Source organism: Variovorax sp. J22R115 (assembly GCF_030317005.1).
Lineage (GTDB): Bacteria > Pseudomonadota > Gammaproteobacteria > Burkholderiales > Burkholderiaceae_C > Variovorax.
In genome coordinates, this window is record NZ_JASZYM010000004.1 from 189413 (window position 1) to 204294 (window position 14882).

Sequence of the window (14882 nt, forward strand, 5' to 3'; positions counted from 1 at the left end):
CTGGTCCGTGGGATGAAGTTTGGGGCCAATCGGTAAGTAAAAACCCTTGCATTTGGAAGAACCGCGTCACCCATTTGGAAACAATCAAACGATCGACACCCCCACCTTGCGGCCGGATTCGACGATCTCGCCCCAGGTTGCATCGTCCAGCCAGATGCCCTCGCGTTCGCGCGCCGCACGCGCCTTGCGCTCGGGCTCGCCGGCGATCTGCACGGCGTCGAAGCCCTCGCCTGGCGGGCTTTGGCGAAGCCAATCGATGAAGGCCCGCGCCTCTTTCTCGAAACTGGCCTCGGTGCCCAGCTTCGCGGGGTCGATCAGCACCGCCAGCATGCCGTTGAGCACAGTGCGCGCGGTATCGGCGGGACGATGCCAGGTGCCGCCACCGGTCAGCGCGCCTCCGAGCAGTTCGCAGGCCACGGCCATGCCGTAGCCCTTGTGCTCGCCGAAGGTCATGAGTGCACCGAAGAGGCCGTTGCTCTGCGGCACGACGACGACGCCCGGGTCATCGGTCGGAGCGCCGTGCTCGTCGATCAGGTGGCCCGCCGGCACGCGCTCGCCCTTGTTGTAGGCCACGCGCATCTTTCCCTGCGCAACCCGGCTGGTCGCGAAGTCGAGGATGAAGGGCTCGGCGCCCGCGAGGGGTACGCCGATGCAGCAGGGATTGGTGCCGAAGCGGCCATCGCCACCGCCCCAGGGAGCGACCACGGGCCGCGACAGCACATTGACGAAGTGCATCGCCACCAGGCCTTGCGCCGTCGCCATTTCCGCGAAATGGCCGATGCGCCCCAGGTGGTGCGCGTTTGCGAGCGAGAGGATGCAACTGCCTTGCTGCTTCGCGCGCGCAATGCCGAGTTCCATTGCCTGCACGCCGACGATCTGCCCATAGCCACGCTGGCCGTCGAGCGCCAGCATCGCACCGGCATCGAGATTTACCTTGACCGAGGCATTCGGCTTGAGACCGCCTTCGACCACCGCGTCCACATAGCGCGGCACCATGCCGACGCCATGCGAATCGTGACCGCTGAGATTGGCGAGCACGAGGTTGGCTGCGACCTGCTCGGCCTCGGCCGGCGTGCTGCCTGCGGCGTGGATGATCGATGAGACCTGCGTTCGCAAGGTCGATGCTTGAAGAGTCTGGGACATAAAGGTTCCTGTTCTGCCTACATGACGGCGCCGACTTGCCACGGCACGAATTCGTTCTGGCCGTAGCCATGCTGTTCGCTCTTCGAATGTTCGCCCGAGGCAGTGGCAAGAACCAGTTCGAAGATGCGCTGCCCCATCTCCTGGATGGACACGGTTCCCTCGACGATCTCGCCGCAGTTGATGTCCATGTCCTCCTCCTGCCGCTGCCAGAGCGCGGAGTTGGTAGCGAGCTTCAGCGAAGGGGAGGGCGCGCAGCCGTAGGCCGAACCGCGTCCGGTGGTGAAGCAGATCATGTTCGCGCCGCCGGCCACTTGCCCTGTGGCACTGACCGGGTCGTAGCCCGGCGTGTCCATGTAGACGAAGCCGTGTGCCGTCACGGGCTCGGCGTACTCATACACCGCTTCGAGATTGCTGGTGCCACCCTTGGCGACCGCGCCCAGCGACTTCTCGAGGATGGTCGTGAGACCGCCCGCCTTGTTGCCCGGCGAGGGGTTGTTGTTCATCTCGCCTTCGTTGATGGCGGTGTAGTGCTCCCACCAGCGGATGCGCTCGACCAGTTTTTCGCCGACTTCGCGCTTGACGGCGCGCCGCGTGAGCAGGTGCTCGGCGCCGTACACCTCGGGCGTTTCCGACAGGATCGCGGTGCCGCCATGAGCCACCAGCAGGTCGACCGCGGCGCCGAGCGCCGGATTGGCGCTGATGCCGGAGTAGCCGTCCGAGCCGCCGCATTGCAGCCCGATCGTGATGTGCGCCGCGCTGCAGGGCTCGCGCTTCACGGCATTGGCGCGCGGCAGCATCTCGTTGATGAGCGCCACCCCCTTCTCGACCGTCTTGCGCGTACCGCCGGTGTCCTGGATGTTGAAGACGCGGAAGTTCTCGCCCTCGCTCAGGTTGCCGGTCGCCAGCCATGCATTGATCTGGTTGGCCTCGCAGCCCAGGCCGACCACCAGCACCGCCGCGAAATTCGCGTGCGTCGCATAGCCCGTCAGCGTGCGTTCGAGGATCTGCATGCCCATGCCGCCCGTGTCCATGCCGCAGCCCGTGCCGTGGGTGAGCGCCACCACGCCGTCGACGTTGGGATAGTCCGCGAGTGCCGCCGGATTGGTCTTGCGCGAGAAGTGGTCCGCGATGGCCCGCGCCGCCGTGGCGGAGCAGTTCACGCTGGTCAGCACGCCGATGTAGTTGCGCGTTGCCACGCGGCCGTCGGCACGACGGATGCCCATGAAGCTCGCCTCGCGCCGCGCGGGCGGCGGCTTCACATCGGCGCCGAAGGCGTAGTCGCGGTCGAAGTGGCCCTTGTCCGGCCCCAGGTCGAGGTTGTGCGTGTGCACGTGCTCGCCGGGCGCGATCGGCTTGCTCGCGAAACCGATGATCTGGTTGTAGCGCCGCACTGGCTCGCCTTGTCCGATGGCGCGCACCGCAATCTTGTGGCCCGGTGGAATCAGCCCGCGCGCCGTGACGCTTTCGACCGGCGTGCCGCCGACCAGTTGGCCGCGCGCGATGACAACATCGTCGGCGGGGTGGAGTCGAATGAAGGGATTCATCGTGATACCTCTTAGGATCGATTCAATCGCAGCGCCAGTTCCAGGCCGCCGCGCAACCGGCTTTGCCGGGCCGCCGGCGGCGCCGCCGCGAGGGGGTTGGCGAAGCGACACGCAGTGCGCGCAGCCTGGGGGCGTTTTCTAGAAGAACATTTTGGGCAGCCACAGTACCAGTGACGGCATGTAGGTGATGATCGCGAGACTCACCAGCAGTGGAACCAGCCACGGCAGGATCGCCATCGTCGTGCGCTCGAAACTCAGGCCCGCCACGCGTGCAAGCACGAAGAGCACCATGCCCATCGGCGGATGCAGCAGGCCGATCATGAGATTCAGCACCATCACCAGCCCGAAGTGGATCGGATCGATGCCGAGGTGCGTTGCGATCGGCAGCAGGATCGGCACCAGGATCGTGATCGCGGCCGTCGGCTCCAGGAAGCAGCCGACGAACAGCATCAGCAGGTTCGCCAGCAACAGGAAGACCCAGGCCTCCTTTGTGAAGCCGAGCACCCAGGCGGCGATGTCCGCCGTGACGCCGGTGGCCGTCAGCATCCACCCGAAGATGGAAGCGGCGGCGACGATGAAAAGCACCGTCGACGTCGTTTCGATCGTGTCGAGGCAGACCTTGACGAACATCTTCCAGGAGAGCGTGCCGTACCACGCGAAGCCGAGGATCATGGCCCACACGCAAGCGGCGATGGCGCCCTCGGTCGGCGTGAAGAGTCCGGTGGTCATGCCGCCGATCAGCAGCACCGGCGTCATGATCGGCAGCAGCGCCTCGAACTTGAAGATCCTGTCCAGCACGAAGAGCGCCGCGAGCCCGGCGAACACGGTCAGCTGCGCAGGCGCTCCGGCCTTGTCGATGACCACCCACAACAGCAGCGGCCAGCCGACCACCACCGCAAGTTCGCTCAACGCCTTGAACAGCCGCGTGCTCGAAAACTTGACGTCGCCGCCCCACTTGTTCTTGTGCGCAAAGTAGGCGACCGTGAGCATCATCAGGATGGCCATCATCGCGCCCGGCAGGATGCCCGCCAGGAAGAGAGCGCCGACCGACACGTTGGCCATCATCCCGTAGATCACGAAAGGCAGGCTCGGCGGAATGATGGGCCCGAGCGTTGCCGAGGCGGCCGTGACGCCCACTGCGAATTCGGCGTCGTAGCCGTGCTCCTTCATCGCCTTGATCTCGATGGTGCCCAGGCCTGCCGCATCGGCGATCGCGGTGCCGCTCATGCCGGCGAAGATCACGGAGCCCAGCACGTTGACGTGGCCGAGCCCGCCCTTCATCCAGCCCACCAGCGCCAGCGCGAAGTTGTAGATGCGCGTCGTGATGCCGGCGTTGTTCATCAGGTTGCCGGCGAGGATGAAGAAGGGAACGGCCAGCAGCGGGAAGCTGTCGATGCCGCTCACCATGCGGTGGATCACGACGAAGGGCGGCAGGCTGCTCGACAGCAGGATGTAGGCGAGCGAGGCGCCAGCCATGGCGATGGCGACCGGAATGCCGCCGGCCATGAAGACCAGGAAGAAGATTTTCAGCATGGGCGTGGGCTTCCGTTCGTCAGTGGTCGGCCAGGGTGGATTCGGGGCGCTCGAGCACGCTGTAGCCGCGTCGCCAGTGGATGCGCGCGGTCTGCACGGAGCGCCACGCCATCGCGGCAAAGCCGAACAGGCAGAGGCCGTAGACGATGTTCATCGGCAGATCGACGATGGTCATGCGCGTCTGGTTGCCGATCTTGAGCATCATCTGAACCGTCATTACCACGGCCGCGATGAAGAAGAGGACGCGGATCACGTCCACGGCTTTCGACATCCAGCGGCCCATCGCCGCCGGAATGTGGCGGTAGAAGAAGTCGACCTGGATCTGATTGTTCTTCGCCACGCCGATCGCTGCGCCGATGAAGACCACGCCGATGAGCATGTAGCGCGCGACCTCTTCGGTCCAGGCCGCGGAGTCGTTCATCACGTACCGCGTGACGAACTGGTAGAACACCGTGAGCCCCAACATCCAGAAGATCGCGAGCGCGATCCACCCCTCTGCAATGGTGTCCGACAGGTCGACCACCTCGTCCTCCGCATGAAAGTGGCCCTCGTCATCAATGATTTTCTGGTCAGTCAAACGGATCTCCTTGATCAGCCCGCAGGCACTGCGCGGCTACTTCGGAAAACACCGCGGAACCGGCTCCGCCGGGCCGCAGGTGTTGCCCCCTCGAGGGGGATTCGGCTACACGAAAGTGAGCAAGAAACGGGGGGGCCCTACTTGATCGCGAGAATGCGGTCGTAGTCTTGTTGGCGGTATCCCTGGTCCGTTGGCTTGGTGTTCTTCAAGACTGCTTCGCGGAACGCGTTCTTGTCGACCGTGATCACGTTGTTGCCCTTCTTCTTGAACTCTTCGGTCAGCCGGACTTCGGAAGCGATGATCTCGCGGCCGGTCTTCTCGGCGGCTTCCTGCATCACCTCGGTGAAGATCTTCTTCTCGTCGGGCGTGAGCTTCTGCCACAGCGGGCCCGAGACAACCGTCAGTAGCGAGTCGACGATGTGGCCGGTGAGCGAGATGTTCTTCTGCACTTCATAGAACTTCTTCGCCTCGATGGTGGGTAGCGGGTTCTCCTGTGCGTCGACCGTGCCGTTCTGCAATGCGAGATAGACCTCGGCGAAGGCGATCGGCGTCGGGTTCGCGCCCAGCGACTTCGGGAAGGCCAGGTAGGCCGGGGCATCGGGCACGCGGATCTTCAGTCCCTTCATGTCTTCGGGCTTGGCGACCGGCTTCGCCGCCGCGGAGGTCACGTTGCGCGCGCCGTAGTAGTTGAGCGCCACGATGTGGTTGCCGCTTTTCTCGTCGTAACCCTTCGCCAGTTCGGCGAAGACGTCGCTCTTGGCGTACTTCAGCAGGTGTTCGGAGTCACGAAAGATGAAGGGGAAGTAGGTGACGGCCAGCGGCTTGTAGGTGTTGCCCGCGAAGCTCGCGCCCGTGAGGATGATGTCCACCGTGCCCAGCGTCAGGCCTTGGTTGATGTCCGATTCCTTGCCCAGGCTCGACGCCGGGAACACCTGGATCTCGTACTTGCCGTTGGTGCGCTTCTTGATCTCCTCGCCCGCCCACACCGAGTACTTGTGAAAGGGCTCGGAGGTTTCATAGACATGCGCCCACTTGAGCTTGGTCTGCGCCTGTGCGAGGCCGAAGGCGCCGAACGTGCTCGCCGCGATGGCGCAAGCTGCGAAGGTCTTGATGGCGAAACGTTTGCTGGTCATCGGTTGTCTCCGTTGTGGTTTGAAAAAGAGAACACTGCTGGCGGATCAGGAAACCTTCGCGCGGCGCCAGCTCGCGCTGAATCTCTGGTGCGACTTGTCCATGTGCTCGTGCATCGCCCTGCGCGCGCCATCCGCGTCGTGCGCGGCGATGGCGTCGCGGATGGCTTCGTGCTCGGCGATGGCGGAGCGCCACGACTTCACGGTCTCGAAATACCCGCCGAGCCGCGTGAAGATCGGACCGTTGCGCGAATCCCAGAAGCCCTGCACTGTTTCGGACAGCACGACGTTGCCGCAGGCGTCGACGACCGCCAGGTGGAAGGCTCGGTCGCCTTCGAGCGGCATCACGTTGCGGTCGGCCATCTCTCGCATGGTCTCGATGGCGCGGGTCATGGCGTCCACGTCCCTGCGCTTGCCCATCGTCGCCGCGAGCGCGGCGGTTTCGCCTTCGACCACGCGGCGTGCGCGGATGAGTTCCAGCGGCCCCCACTCGGCCGCCTCGACGGGCTCGGACGCGCGGTGCGACCGATCGAGTACGTAAACACCTGAGCCCGTACGCACTTCGACCCAGCCCTCGACTTCCAATGCGATCAGCGCCTCGCGCACCGAAGGACGGCTCACGCCGAGCTGCTTGGACAGATCGCGTTCGGCCGGCAGCCGCGCCCCGACCGCGAACTCGCCACCGGCGATCAGCGCGCGCAGCTGATCGGCGATCTGGCGGTAGAGACGACGGGGTTCAACGGTCTGCAGCGGCACGAGATGCGGTAGCGATAGGCTTAAGGGTTGTCCTGAATTGGACAAGTGGTCAGGCCAATTCAGAATACGATTCGCACCGTCCGTCAGCCATCCGGCGAAACCCTGAATGCTGCGGACCCCGGTGGCGCGACCATCCGACAAAGCTTCAACGAGGACATCTCATGAGACTCCAGGGCAAGACCGCACTCGTCACTGCGGCCGGACAGGGCATAGGCCACGCGAGCGCGCTCGCACTCGCGGCCGAGGGCGCCCAGGTATGGGCCACCGACGTCAACGAGAAACTGCTCGACCGCTATGCAGGCGTCGCCAACATCAAGACCGCCCGGCTCGACGTGCTCGACAGGGCCGCCATCGACGCCTTCGTGAAGACGCTCCCCACAGTCGACGTGCTGTTCAACTGTGCGGGAGTGGTGCACAACGGCACGGCGCTGGACGCCACCGATGCGGACCTCGAGTTCGCCTTCCAGCTCAACGTGCGCGCGCAGTTCTGGACCATCCAGGCCGTCCTGCCGGGCATGCTCGCCGCCGGACGCGGCAGCATCATCAACATGGCCAGCGTGTGCTCCAGCATGAAGGGTTTGCCGAATCGCTTCGTGTACGGCACGACCAAGGCCGCAGTGCTCGGTCTCACGAAGAGCGTCGCGGCCGACTTCGTGACCAAGGGCATCCGCTGCAACGCGGTATGCCCCGGCACGGTCGATACGCCGTCGCTCGGCGATCGCATCAACGCCAACGCCGACCCTGAAGAAGCGCGCAAGGCCTTCATCGCCCGCCAGCCGATGGGCCGGCTCGCGAAGGCCGAGGAGATCGCGCCGGTCGTGGTCTTCCTGGCGAGCGACGAATCAATTTTTGCCACCGGGCAGGCCTTCACGGTCGACGGAGGCATCACCATATGAACCAGCTCGACTTCGCGGGCCGGCACGCCGTCGTCACGGGCGGCGCGACCGGCCTCGGGTACGGCATCGTGCAACGCCTGCTGGCCTCGGGCGGCAGCGTGACGATCTGGGACCGCGACGGCGAAGCCGCCACCAAGGCCGCTTGGTCGCTCGGCGCCAAGGCCTTCGCGCTCACCGTCGACGTGACGCAGCCGCCGTCCGTGGCCAAGGCCGTTGCCGCCACGCTCGCGCAGGCCGGGCGCATCGACGCGCTCATCAACAGCGCCGGCATTACCGGGCCCAACACCAAGCTTTGGGAATACCCGGTCGATGCCTGGCGGCAGGTGATGGACGTCAACCTCAACGGCCCCTTCATCTGCTGCCGCGAAGTCGTCTCGCAGATGCGCGTTCAGGGCTACGGCCGCATCGTCAACATCGCCTCTGTGGCGGGCAAGGACGGCAACCCCAATGCCAGTGCCTACAGCGCCAGCAAGGCGGGTCTGATCGCACTCACCAAGTCGCTCGGCAAGGAACTCGCCGACACGGGCATCCGCGTGAACTGCGTGACGCCGGCGGCGGTGAAGACCGCGATCTTCGACCAGATGTCACCGGACCACATCGCGTTCATGCTCTCGAAGATCCCGATGGGCCGATTCGGCAAGGTGGAGGAGATTGCCGCGATGGTCGCCTGGCTTTGCACCGAAGATTGCTCGTTCTCCACTGGCGCCGTGTTCGATCTTTCCGGCGGTCGTTCCACCTATTGATTTCAGAAGAAAGGACAACATGAAACTCGTTCGCTATGGCAACCCCGGCAAGGAAAAGCCGGGCCTCGTCGACGACAACGGCCAGCTGCGCGACCTGAGCGCGGTGGTCAAGGACATCGGCCCCGATCAACTGGGCGATGCCGCGCTCGCCAAGTTGCGCAAGCTCAAGGTCGACAAGCTGCCGCTGGTCCGCGGCAAGCCGCGCTACGGCTGCCCGGTGGCGGGCGTCGGCAAGTTCATCGCCATCGGTCTCAACTATGCGGACCATGCGGCCGAATCCGGCATGCCCATCCCGAAAGAGCCGGTGGTCTTCACCAAGGCCATCAGTTGCATCCAGGGGCCGAACGATCCCGTGATGCTGCCCAAGGGCTCGGTCAAGGGCGACTGGGAAGTCGAGCTCGGCGTGGTGATCGGCACCCGCGCGCGCTACGTGTCGCAGAAGGATGCGCTCAACTACGTGGCGGGCTACTGCACCATCAACGACGTCAGCGAGCGCGAATGGCAGCTCGAGCGCGGCCTCACCTGGGACAAGGGCAAGGGATTCGACACCTTCGGCCCGATCGGCCCCTGGCTGGTCACGCGGGACGAGGTGCCCAATCCGCAGAAGCTCGCGATGTGGCTCGATCTCAACGGCAAGCGCGTGCAGACCGGCAGCACCAAGACCATGATCTTCAACGTCGCCAAGCTGGTGAGCTATGTGAGCCAGCTCAATACGCTGGAGCCTGGCGACATCATCACGACCGGCACGCCACCCGGCGTGGGCATGGGCATGAAGCCCCCGGTCTTCCTGAAGAAGGGCGACGTGATGACGCTGGGCATTGAGGGCCTGGGCGAACAGCGCCAGGAGGTCGTGCCTTTCAAGCTCTGATTGCTGGACCGGCATTCGGCGGCAAGCCGATTGCAGATGGGGGCGGCGCCTGACGAGCTTGCGCTCTGGACAGAAAGACCTGCAAGTTTTTCAGGTCTTTCTTCTTTCGGAAGCCCCGAAACTGCTGCAAAATAGAACGATCGTTCGTTTTATTTTCAGCCCATCGATGTCCGACCCCGTCGCCGCCGCCAAGACAGTTCGTGCCCCCCAGAAGGGTCAGCAGACCAAGGCCGTCATCATTGACGCGGCGCTGAACCTCGCCGCGCAGATCGGCCTGGAGGGTCTGTCCATCGGCGCTTTGGCCGAGGTCACGCAGATGAGCAAGTCGGGCGTGTTCGCCCATTTCGGCTCGCGCGAGGAACTGCAGATTTCCGTGGTGCGCGAGTACCACACCCGTTTCGAGCAGGAAGTCTTCTACCCCGCGCTCGAGGCCGAACGCGGTCTGCCGCGCCTGCGCGCGATGTTCGCCAATTGGATGAAGCGCACCTCGGCCGAGATCGATTCCGGCTGCATCTATATCAGCGGCGCGGTCGAGTTCGACGACCGGCCCGGCCCGGTGCGCGATGCGCTGGCCGATTCCGTCAACACCTGGCTCGCGGCGATGTACCGCGCCGTCGTCCAGGCCAAGTCCGAAGGCCACCTGCGTGCTGACGCCGACGAGAAGCAGATCGCTTTCGAGATCCACGCACTGATCCTGGCGCTCCACTACGAGGCGCGATTCCTGCGCTCGCCCGATTCCCTGGCGCGTGCCAATGCCGGCTTCGACAACATCCTCGCGCGCTGCGCCTCGCCAGAGGCACCGCCCGCCGCCGCGACCGCCGCTCCTGCGCGCCGCCGCCTGAAGACCGTGCGCTGAGCGTGCGGCCCCCGGCACCTCTTTTCTCTTTTTTCTCTTCAAACCTTTATTTCCCGGAGATCCCCACATGCCCGCCTACACCCCTCCTCTTCGCGACATGCAGTTTGTGATGCACGAGGTGCTGAACGTCACCGAGGAGCTCAGGGCGCTTCCCAAGCACGCGGAAGTTGACGCCGAGACCATCAATGCGGTGCTGGAAGAGGGCGGCAAGTTCGCGTCCGAGGTGACCTTCCCGCTCAACATCAACGGTGACGAAGAAGGTTGCGTGCTCGACAAGACCACGCACGAGGTGAAGACGCCCAAGGGCTTCAAGGACGCATATGCACAGTTCGTCGAAGGCGGCTGGGCGGCGCTGTCCTGCGATCCGGCCTACGGCGGCCAGGGCTTGCCTTTCGTGGTGAACCAGTGCTTCTACGAGATGCTCAACTCCGCCAACCAGGCGTGGACGATGTATCCCGGCCTCTCGCACGGCGCCTACGAAGCCCTCGCGGCGCACGGCACCGACGAGCAGAAGAAGACCTACCTGCCCAAGCTCACGACCGGCGAATGGACCGGCACGATGTGCCTGACCGAGCCGCATTGCGGCACCGACCTCGGCCTGCTGCGCACCAAGGCCGAACCGCAACCCGACGGCACCTACAAGATCACCGGCAACAAGATCTTCATCTCGGCCGGTGAACACGACATGGCCGCCAACATCATCCACCTGGTGCTGGCTCGCCTGCCGGACGCGCCCAAGGGCAGCAAGGGCATCAGCCTGTTCGTGGTGCCGAAGTTCAACGTCAAGGCCGACGGTTCGCTCGGCACCCGCAACGGCATCTACTGCGGCGGGCTGGAGCACAAGATGGGCATCCACGGCAATGCCACGGCCCAGATGGTGCTCGAAGGCGCTACCGGCACGCTGGTCGGCCAGCCCAACAAGGGCCTCGCCGCGATGTTCGTGATGATGAACGCCGCCCGCCTGGGCGTCGGCAACCAGTCGCTGGGCCTGACCGAAGTGGCCTTCCAGAACGCGCTCGCCTACGCCAAGGACCGCATCCAGATGCGCTCGCTCTCCGGCGTGAAGGCCAAGGACAAGGACGCCGATCCGATCATCGTGCACCCCGACGTGCGCAAGATGCTGATGACCGCCAAGGCCTACGCCGAAGGCGGCCGTGCGCTGGCCATCTACTGCACGCTGCTGCTCGACAAGGAGCATCACCATCCCGACGAGAAGGTGCGCAAGGACTCCGGAGAGATCGTCGCGCTGCTCACTCCGATCGTGAAGGCCTTCATCACCGACAACGGCCACATTGCGACCAACGCCTGCATGCAGGTCTTTGGCGGCCACGGCTTCATCAAGGAATGGGGCATGGAGCAGTTCGTGCGCGACAACCGCATCAACATGATCTATGAAGGCACCAACACCATCCAGTCGCTGGACCTGCTGGGCCGCAAGGTACTGGGCAACAATGGCGCGACTCTGAAGAAGTTCGGCAAGCTCGTCGGCAAGTTGGTTGAAGAAGAAGGCGTCAACGAGAAGATGAGCGAGTTCATCACGCCGGTGGCGATCCTGGGCGACCAGCTCACCAAGTTCACGACCGAGATCGGCTTCAAGGGCTTCCAGAACCCGGACGAAGTCGGCGCCGCCGCGGTGGACTACCTGCGCGTCGCAGGCCACTTCGTGTTCGGCTACATGTTCGCGCTGATGGCGCGCGCCGCGCTGCGCGAGATCGCTGCCGGCAACGCCGATCCGTTCTACCAAGCCAAGCTGCAGACCGCGCGCTTCTACTTTGCCAAGCTGTTCCCCGAGACCGCGACGCTGATGCGCACCGCGCGTGCCGGCGCCGCGCCGTTGATGAACACCGACGCCGCACTGGCCTGAACGCCATGAAAGCGCTCTTCGCAGCCGTCGTCCTGGCAGCCGGCGCCACATCGGCGCTGGCGCAGATGAGCCCCGTGGGCCTCTGGCGCAGCGTCGATGACAAGACGGGTGAGTCCAAGGCAGAGATCCGGATCAGCGAACCGGGCGGTGCGCTGCAAGGCCGCATCGAGAAGACGCTTCGCAAGGACGCGAAGCCGGACGCCGTGTGCGAGGAGTGCACCGACGACCGCAAGGGCAAGCCCATGGCCGGCCTGGAAATCATCCGCGGCGGCAAGAAGGCCGAGGGCAAGGACGTCTGGGAAGGCGGAAAGATCCTCGACCCCGAGAACGGCAAGGAATACCGCGCGAGCTTCACGCCCATCGATGGCGGCAAGAAGCTCGAAGTTCGCGGCTACCTCGGTCCGTTCTGGCGCACCCAGACCTGGAACCGTGTGCAGTGAGCCCACCCCCGTTGCTTGCTCACTTCGTGTAGCCGCCTCCCCCCTCAAGGGGGCAACACCGGTGGCCCGGCGGAGCCGGTTCCACGGTGTTTCCCGAATCAGTCAGTCAGAACTTTTGTAGGACCTCTGTTATGTCCAGATTTCAAGTGAAAAAGGTCGCCGTGCTCGGTGCCGGTGTGATGGGCGCGCAGATCGCGGCCCACCTCGTGAACGTGCGTGTGCCTGTCGTGCTGTTCGACTTGCCTGCGAAGGAAGGGTCGAAGAACGGCATCGTGACGCGCGCCATCGACAACCTGAAGAAGCTCAAGCCCGCGCCGCTCGGCGACGTGGCCGATGCCGGTCTCATCGAGCAGGCCAACTATGAGGACGATCTCGCCAAGCTCGGCGAATGCGACCTCGTGATCGAAGCCATTGCCGAGCGCATGGACTGGAAGCTCGATCTCTACAAGAAGATCGCGCCCCACGTCGCGAAGCACGCGATCCTGGCCTCGAACACCTCGGGCCTGTCGATCACCAAGCTCAGCGAAGCACTGCCCGAGGCGCTCAAGCCGAGCTTCTGCGGCATTCACTTCTTCAACCCGCCGCGCTACATGTTCCTGGTCGAGCTGATCAACACGCCGACCACCAAGCCCGAAGTGCTCGACCAACTCGAAGCCTTCGTCACCAGCACGCTCGGCAAGGGCGTGGTGCGTGCGTACGACACGCCCAACTTCATCGCCAACCGCGTCGGCATCGCCGGCATGCTCGCCACGCTGAAGGAAGTCGAGAAGTTCGGCCTGACGCCTGACGTGGTGGACGACCTCACGGGCAAGAAGCTCGGCCGCGCCAGCTCCGGCACCTTCCGCACTGCCGACGTGGTGGGCCTCGACACGATGGCCCATGTCGTGAAGACGCTGCAGGACAACCTCGACGAGAAGAGCGATCCGTTCTACCCCAACTTCGCGACGCCGCCGGTGCTCGCCAAGCTGCTCGAACTGGGCAACCTGGGCCAGAAGACCAAGGCCGGCTTCTTCAAGAAGGCCGGGCGCGACTTCCTGCGCTTCGATCTGGCCAAGGGCGAGTACGTGCCCTCGGGTGACAAGGCCGACGAGGTCTACGGCCGCATGCTGAAGAAGCCCGCAGCCGAACGCCTGAAGCTGCTGCGCGAGAGCGAGGGCGCACAGGGCCAGTTCCTGTGGGCCATCCTGCGCGACAGCTTCCACTACGCGGCTGTGCACCTTGCGACCATCGCCGAGAGCGCGCGCGACATCGATTTCGCGATGCGCTGGGGCTTCGGCATGAAGCAAGGTCCGTTCGAGCTGTGGCAGGAAGCGGGCTGGACGCAGGTCGCGAAGTGGATCCAGGAAGACATCGATGCCGGAAAGGCGCTCGCGAATGTGCCGCTGCCTCAGTGGGTCTTCGAAGGCCCGGTGGCCGAAGCCGGTGGCGTGCACACGCCGGAAGGCTCCTGGAGCGCATCGAAGAGCACCTTCATCGCGCCGCGCCGCCTGCCGGTGCATGAGCGCCAGCTGTTCCCGGAGAGCGTTCTGGGCGCCAACGCACCCGACGCCAACAAGGCCGGCACGACGATCCAGGACGAAGGCGACGTGCGCCTCTGGACGCTGGACGGCGAAGTCCTCATCGCGAGCATCCATTCGAAGATGCACGCCATCAGCCCCGACGTCGCCGAGGCGCTGGCCGCGGGCGTCGAGTTGGCCGAAAAGGACTACAAGGCGATGGTGATCTGGTCGCCCGATGAAATGTTCTCGGTCGGCGCCGATCTGCAGGCGATGCTTCCGGCCTTCGTGGTCGCCGGCATCGGCGCGGTCGAAGCGGCTGAAGAAGAACTGCAGAACGTCATGCTCAAGATCCGCTACGCCAGCGTGCCGGTCGTCTCGGCCGTGCGTGGCATGGCGTTGGGCGGCGGTTGCGAGCTGGCGGTTCATTCGGCCAAGCGTGTCGCCGCGATGGAAAGCTACATCGGCCTCGTGGAAGTCGGCGTCGGCCTCATCCCCGGCGCAGGCGGCCTGACCTACATTGCACGCCGCGCCGCAGAGAACGCGGCCGCATCGACCGGCACTGACCTGCTGCCTTTCCTGACCGAGGGATTCACCGCCGCGGCCATGGCCAAGGTCGGCACCAGCGCGCTCGAATCGAAGAAGCTCGGCTACCTGCTCGACAGCGACGTGATCGTTCCCAACAAGGACGAACTGCTCTACGTCGCGCTGCAGCAGGCGAAGGCAATGGCCGACGCCGGATGGCGCCCGCCGCTGCGCCGCCAGTTCAAGGTTGCGGGCCGCAGCGGCGCCGCGACCATCAAGGGCCAGCTGGTCAACATGCGTGACGGCGGCTTCATCAGTGCCCACGACTTCCACATCGCGAGCCTGATCGCGGGCGTCGTCACCGGCGGCGACGTCGATGCCGGGTCGCTTGTTACGGAGGAATACCTGATGACGCTCGAGCGAAAGGCCTTCTGCTCGCTCATCGTGCACCCCAAGACGCAAGAACGAATCATGGGAATGCTCTCGACCGGCAAGCCGGTGCGCAACTAAG

Annotated in this window: 13 protein-coding genes; 7 read left to right on the forward strand and 6 right to left on the reverse strand. The window is 64.8% G+C overall.

All coding sequences use genetic code 11. The annotated features are described in order from the left end of the window. Window positions 1-84 precede the first annotated feature (84 nt). The 6 genes from QTI04_RS08495 to QTI04_RS08520 all read right to left on the reverse strand — a co-directional run bounded on the left by QTI04_RS08495 (window position 85) and on the right by QTI04_RS08520 (window position 6683). Window positions 85-1143 (reverse strand): malate/lactate/ureidoglycolate dehydrogenase, encoded by a 1059-nt coding sequence (locus QTI04_RS08495; RefSeq protein WP_286615083.1) that lies wholly within the window; start codon window positions 1141-1143, stop codon window positions 85-87. 17 nt (window positions 1144-1160) lie between these two features. Further along, a complete protein-coding gene (locus tag QTI04_RS08500) occupies window positions 1161-2687 on the reverse strand; it encodes a UxaA family hydrolase (RefSeq protein ID WP_286615085.1) in 1527 nt (508 codons plus the stop codon). Window positions 2688-2825: 138 nt separating this feature from the next. Next, the gene (locus QTI04_RS08505) at window positions 2826-4220 is read right to left on the reverse strand and encodes a TRAP transporter large permease (protein ID WP_286615087.1); all 1395 of its coding nucleotides are present in this window, start codon (window positions 4218-4220) and stop codon (window positions 2826-2828) included. 19 nt (window positions 4221-4239) lie between these two features. Next, window positions 4240-4797: a TRAP transporter small permease gene (locus tag QTI04_RS08510; protein ID WP_286601058.1), complete on the reverse strand. Its 558-nt coding sequence runs from the start codon at window positions 4795-4797 to the stop codon at window positions 4240-4242. A 137-nt stretch (window positions 4798-4934) separates the two neighbouring features. Then, a complete protein-coding gene (locus QTI04_RS08515; protein ID WP_286615088.1) occupies window positions 4935-5930 on the reverse strand; it encodes a sialic acid TRAP transporter substrate-binding protein SiaP in 996 nt (331 codons plus the stop codon). Window positions 5931-5975: 45 nt separating this feature from the next. Then, window positions 5976-6683, reverse strand: a complete 708-nt coding sequence (locus QTI04_RS08520; RefSeq protein ID WP_286601060.1) for a FadR/GntR family transcriptional regulator — start codon at window positions 6681-6683, stop codon at window positions 5976-5978. Window positions 6684-6844: 161 nt separating this feature from the next. On the opposite strand from QTI04_RS08520, the gene QTI04_RS08525 reads away from it, so the two are divergent. The 7 genes from QTI04_RS08525 to QTI04_RS08555 all read left to right on the forward strand — a co-directional run bounded on the left by QTI04_RS08525 (window position 6845) and on the right by QTI04_RS08555 (window position 14881). Next, complete coding sequence (locus QTI04_RS08525; protein ID WP_286601062.1) at window positions 6845-7579, forward strand: SDR family oxidoreductase; 735 nt, start codon at window positions 6845-6847, stop codon at window positions 7577-7579. Continuing rightward, window positions 7576-8322, forward strand: a complete 747-nt coding sequence (locus QTI04_RS08530) for an SDR family NAD(P)-dependent oxidoreductase (RefSeq protein WP_286601065.1) — start codon at window positions 7576-7578, stop codon at window positions 8320-8322. The genes QTI04_RS08525 and QTI04_RS08530 overlap by 4 nt, the downstream gene beginning before the upstream one ends. A gap of 19 nt (window positions 8323-8341) precedes the next feature. Then, window positions 8342-9190 carry a fumarylacetoacetate hydrolase family protein gene (locus QTI04_RS08535; protein ID WP_286601067.1) on the forward strand — a complete coding sequence of 283 codons (849 nt, stop codon included), beginning with the start codon at window positions 8342-8344 and terminating at the stop codon, window positions 9188-9190. A gap of 166 nt (window positions 9191-9356) precedes the next feature. Next, a complete protein-coding gene (locus QTI04_RS08540) occupies window positions 9357-10046 on the forward strand; it encodes a TetR/AcrR family transcriptional regulator (protein WP_286615089.1) in 690 nt (229 codons plus the stop codon). A 67-nt stretch (window positions 10047-10113) separates the two neighbouring features. Continuing rightward, window positions 10114-11910: an acyl-CoA dehydrogenase C-terminal domain-containing protein gene (locus QTI04_RS08545; RefSeq protein ID WP_286615091.1), complete on the forward strand. Its 1797-nt coding sequence runs from the start codon at window positions 10114-10116 to the stop codon at window positions 11908-11910. Between the two features lie 5 nt (window positions 11911-11915). Continuing rightward, a complete protein-coding gene (locus QTI04_RS08550; protein WP_286615093.1) occupies window positions 11916-12350 on the forward strand; it encodes a DUF2147 domain-containing protein in 435 nt (144 codons plus the stop codon). Between the two features lie 131 nt (window positions 12351-12481). Then, window positions 12482-14881 carry a 3-hydroxyacyl-CoA dehydrogenase/enoyl-CoA hydratase family protein gene (locus QTI04_RS08555; protein WP_286615095.1) on the forward strand — a complete coding sequence of 800 codons (2400 nt, stop codon included), beginning with the start codon at window positions 12482-12484 and terminating at the stop codon, window positions 14879-14881. Window position 14882: the final 1 nt, after the last annotated feature.

What these genes read in the sequence shown, in the direction of transcription:
- QTI04_RS08495 (WP_286615083.1), bottom strand. Translation starts at nt 1,143, where the DNA reads ATGTCCCAGACTCTTCAAGCATCGACCTTGCGAACGCAGGTCTCATCG.
- QTI04_RS08500 (WP_286615085.1), bottom strand. Translation starts at nt 2,687, where the DNA reads ATGAATCCCTTCATTCGACTCCACCCCGCCGACGATGTTGTCATCGCG.
- QTI04_RS08505 (WP_286615087.1), bottom strand. Translation starts at nt 4,220, where the DNA reads ATGCTGAAAATCTTCTTCCTGGTCTTCATGGCCGGCGGCATTCCGGTC.
- QTI04_RS08515 (WP_286615088.1), bottom strand. Translation starts at nt 5,930, where the DNA reads ATGACCAGCAAACGTTTCGCCATCAAGACCTTCGCAGCTTGCGCCATC.
- QTI04_RS08525 (WP_286601062.1), top strand. Translation starts at nt 6,845, where the DNA reads ATGAGACTCCAGGGCAAGACCGCACTCGTCACTGCGGCCGGACAGGGC.
- QTI04_RS08530 (WP_286601065.1), top strand. Translation starts at nt 7,576, where the DNA reads ATGAACCAGCTCGACTTCGCGGGCCGGCACGCCGTCGTCACGGGCGGC.
- QTI04_RS08535 (WP_286601067.1), top strand. Translation starts at nt 8,342, where the DNA reads ATGAAACTCGTTCGCTATGGCAACCCCGGCAAGGAAAAGCCGGGCCTC.
- QTI04_RS08540 (WP_286615089.1), top strand. Translation starts at nt 9,357, where the DNA reads ATGTCCGACCCCGTCGCCGCCGCCAAGACAGTTCGTGCCCCCCAGAAG.
- QTI04_RS08545 (WP_286615091.1), top strand. Translation starts at nt 10,114, where the DNA reads ATGCCCGCCTACACCCCTCCTCTTCGCGACATGCAGTTTGTGATGCAC.
- QTI04_RS08550 (WP_286615093.1), top strand. Translation starts at nt 11,916, where the DNA reads ATGAAAGCGCTCTTCGCAGCCGTCGTCCTGGCAGCCGGCGCCACATCG.
- QTI04_RS08555 (WP_286615095.1), top strand. Translation starts at nt 12,482, where the DNA reads ATGTCCAGATTTCAAGTGAAAAAGGTCGCCGTGCTCGGTGCCGGTGTG.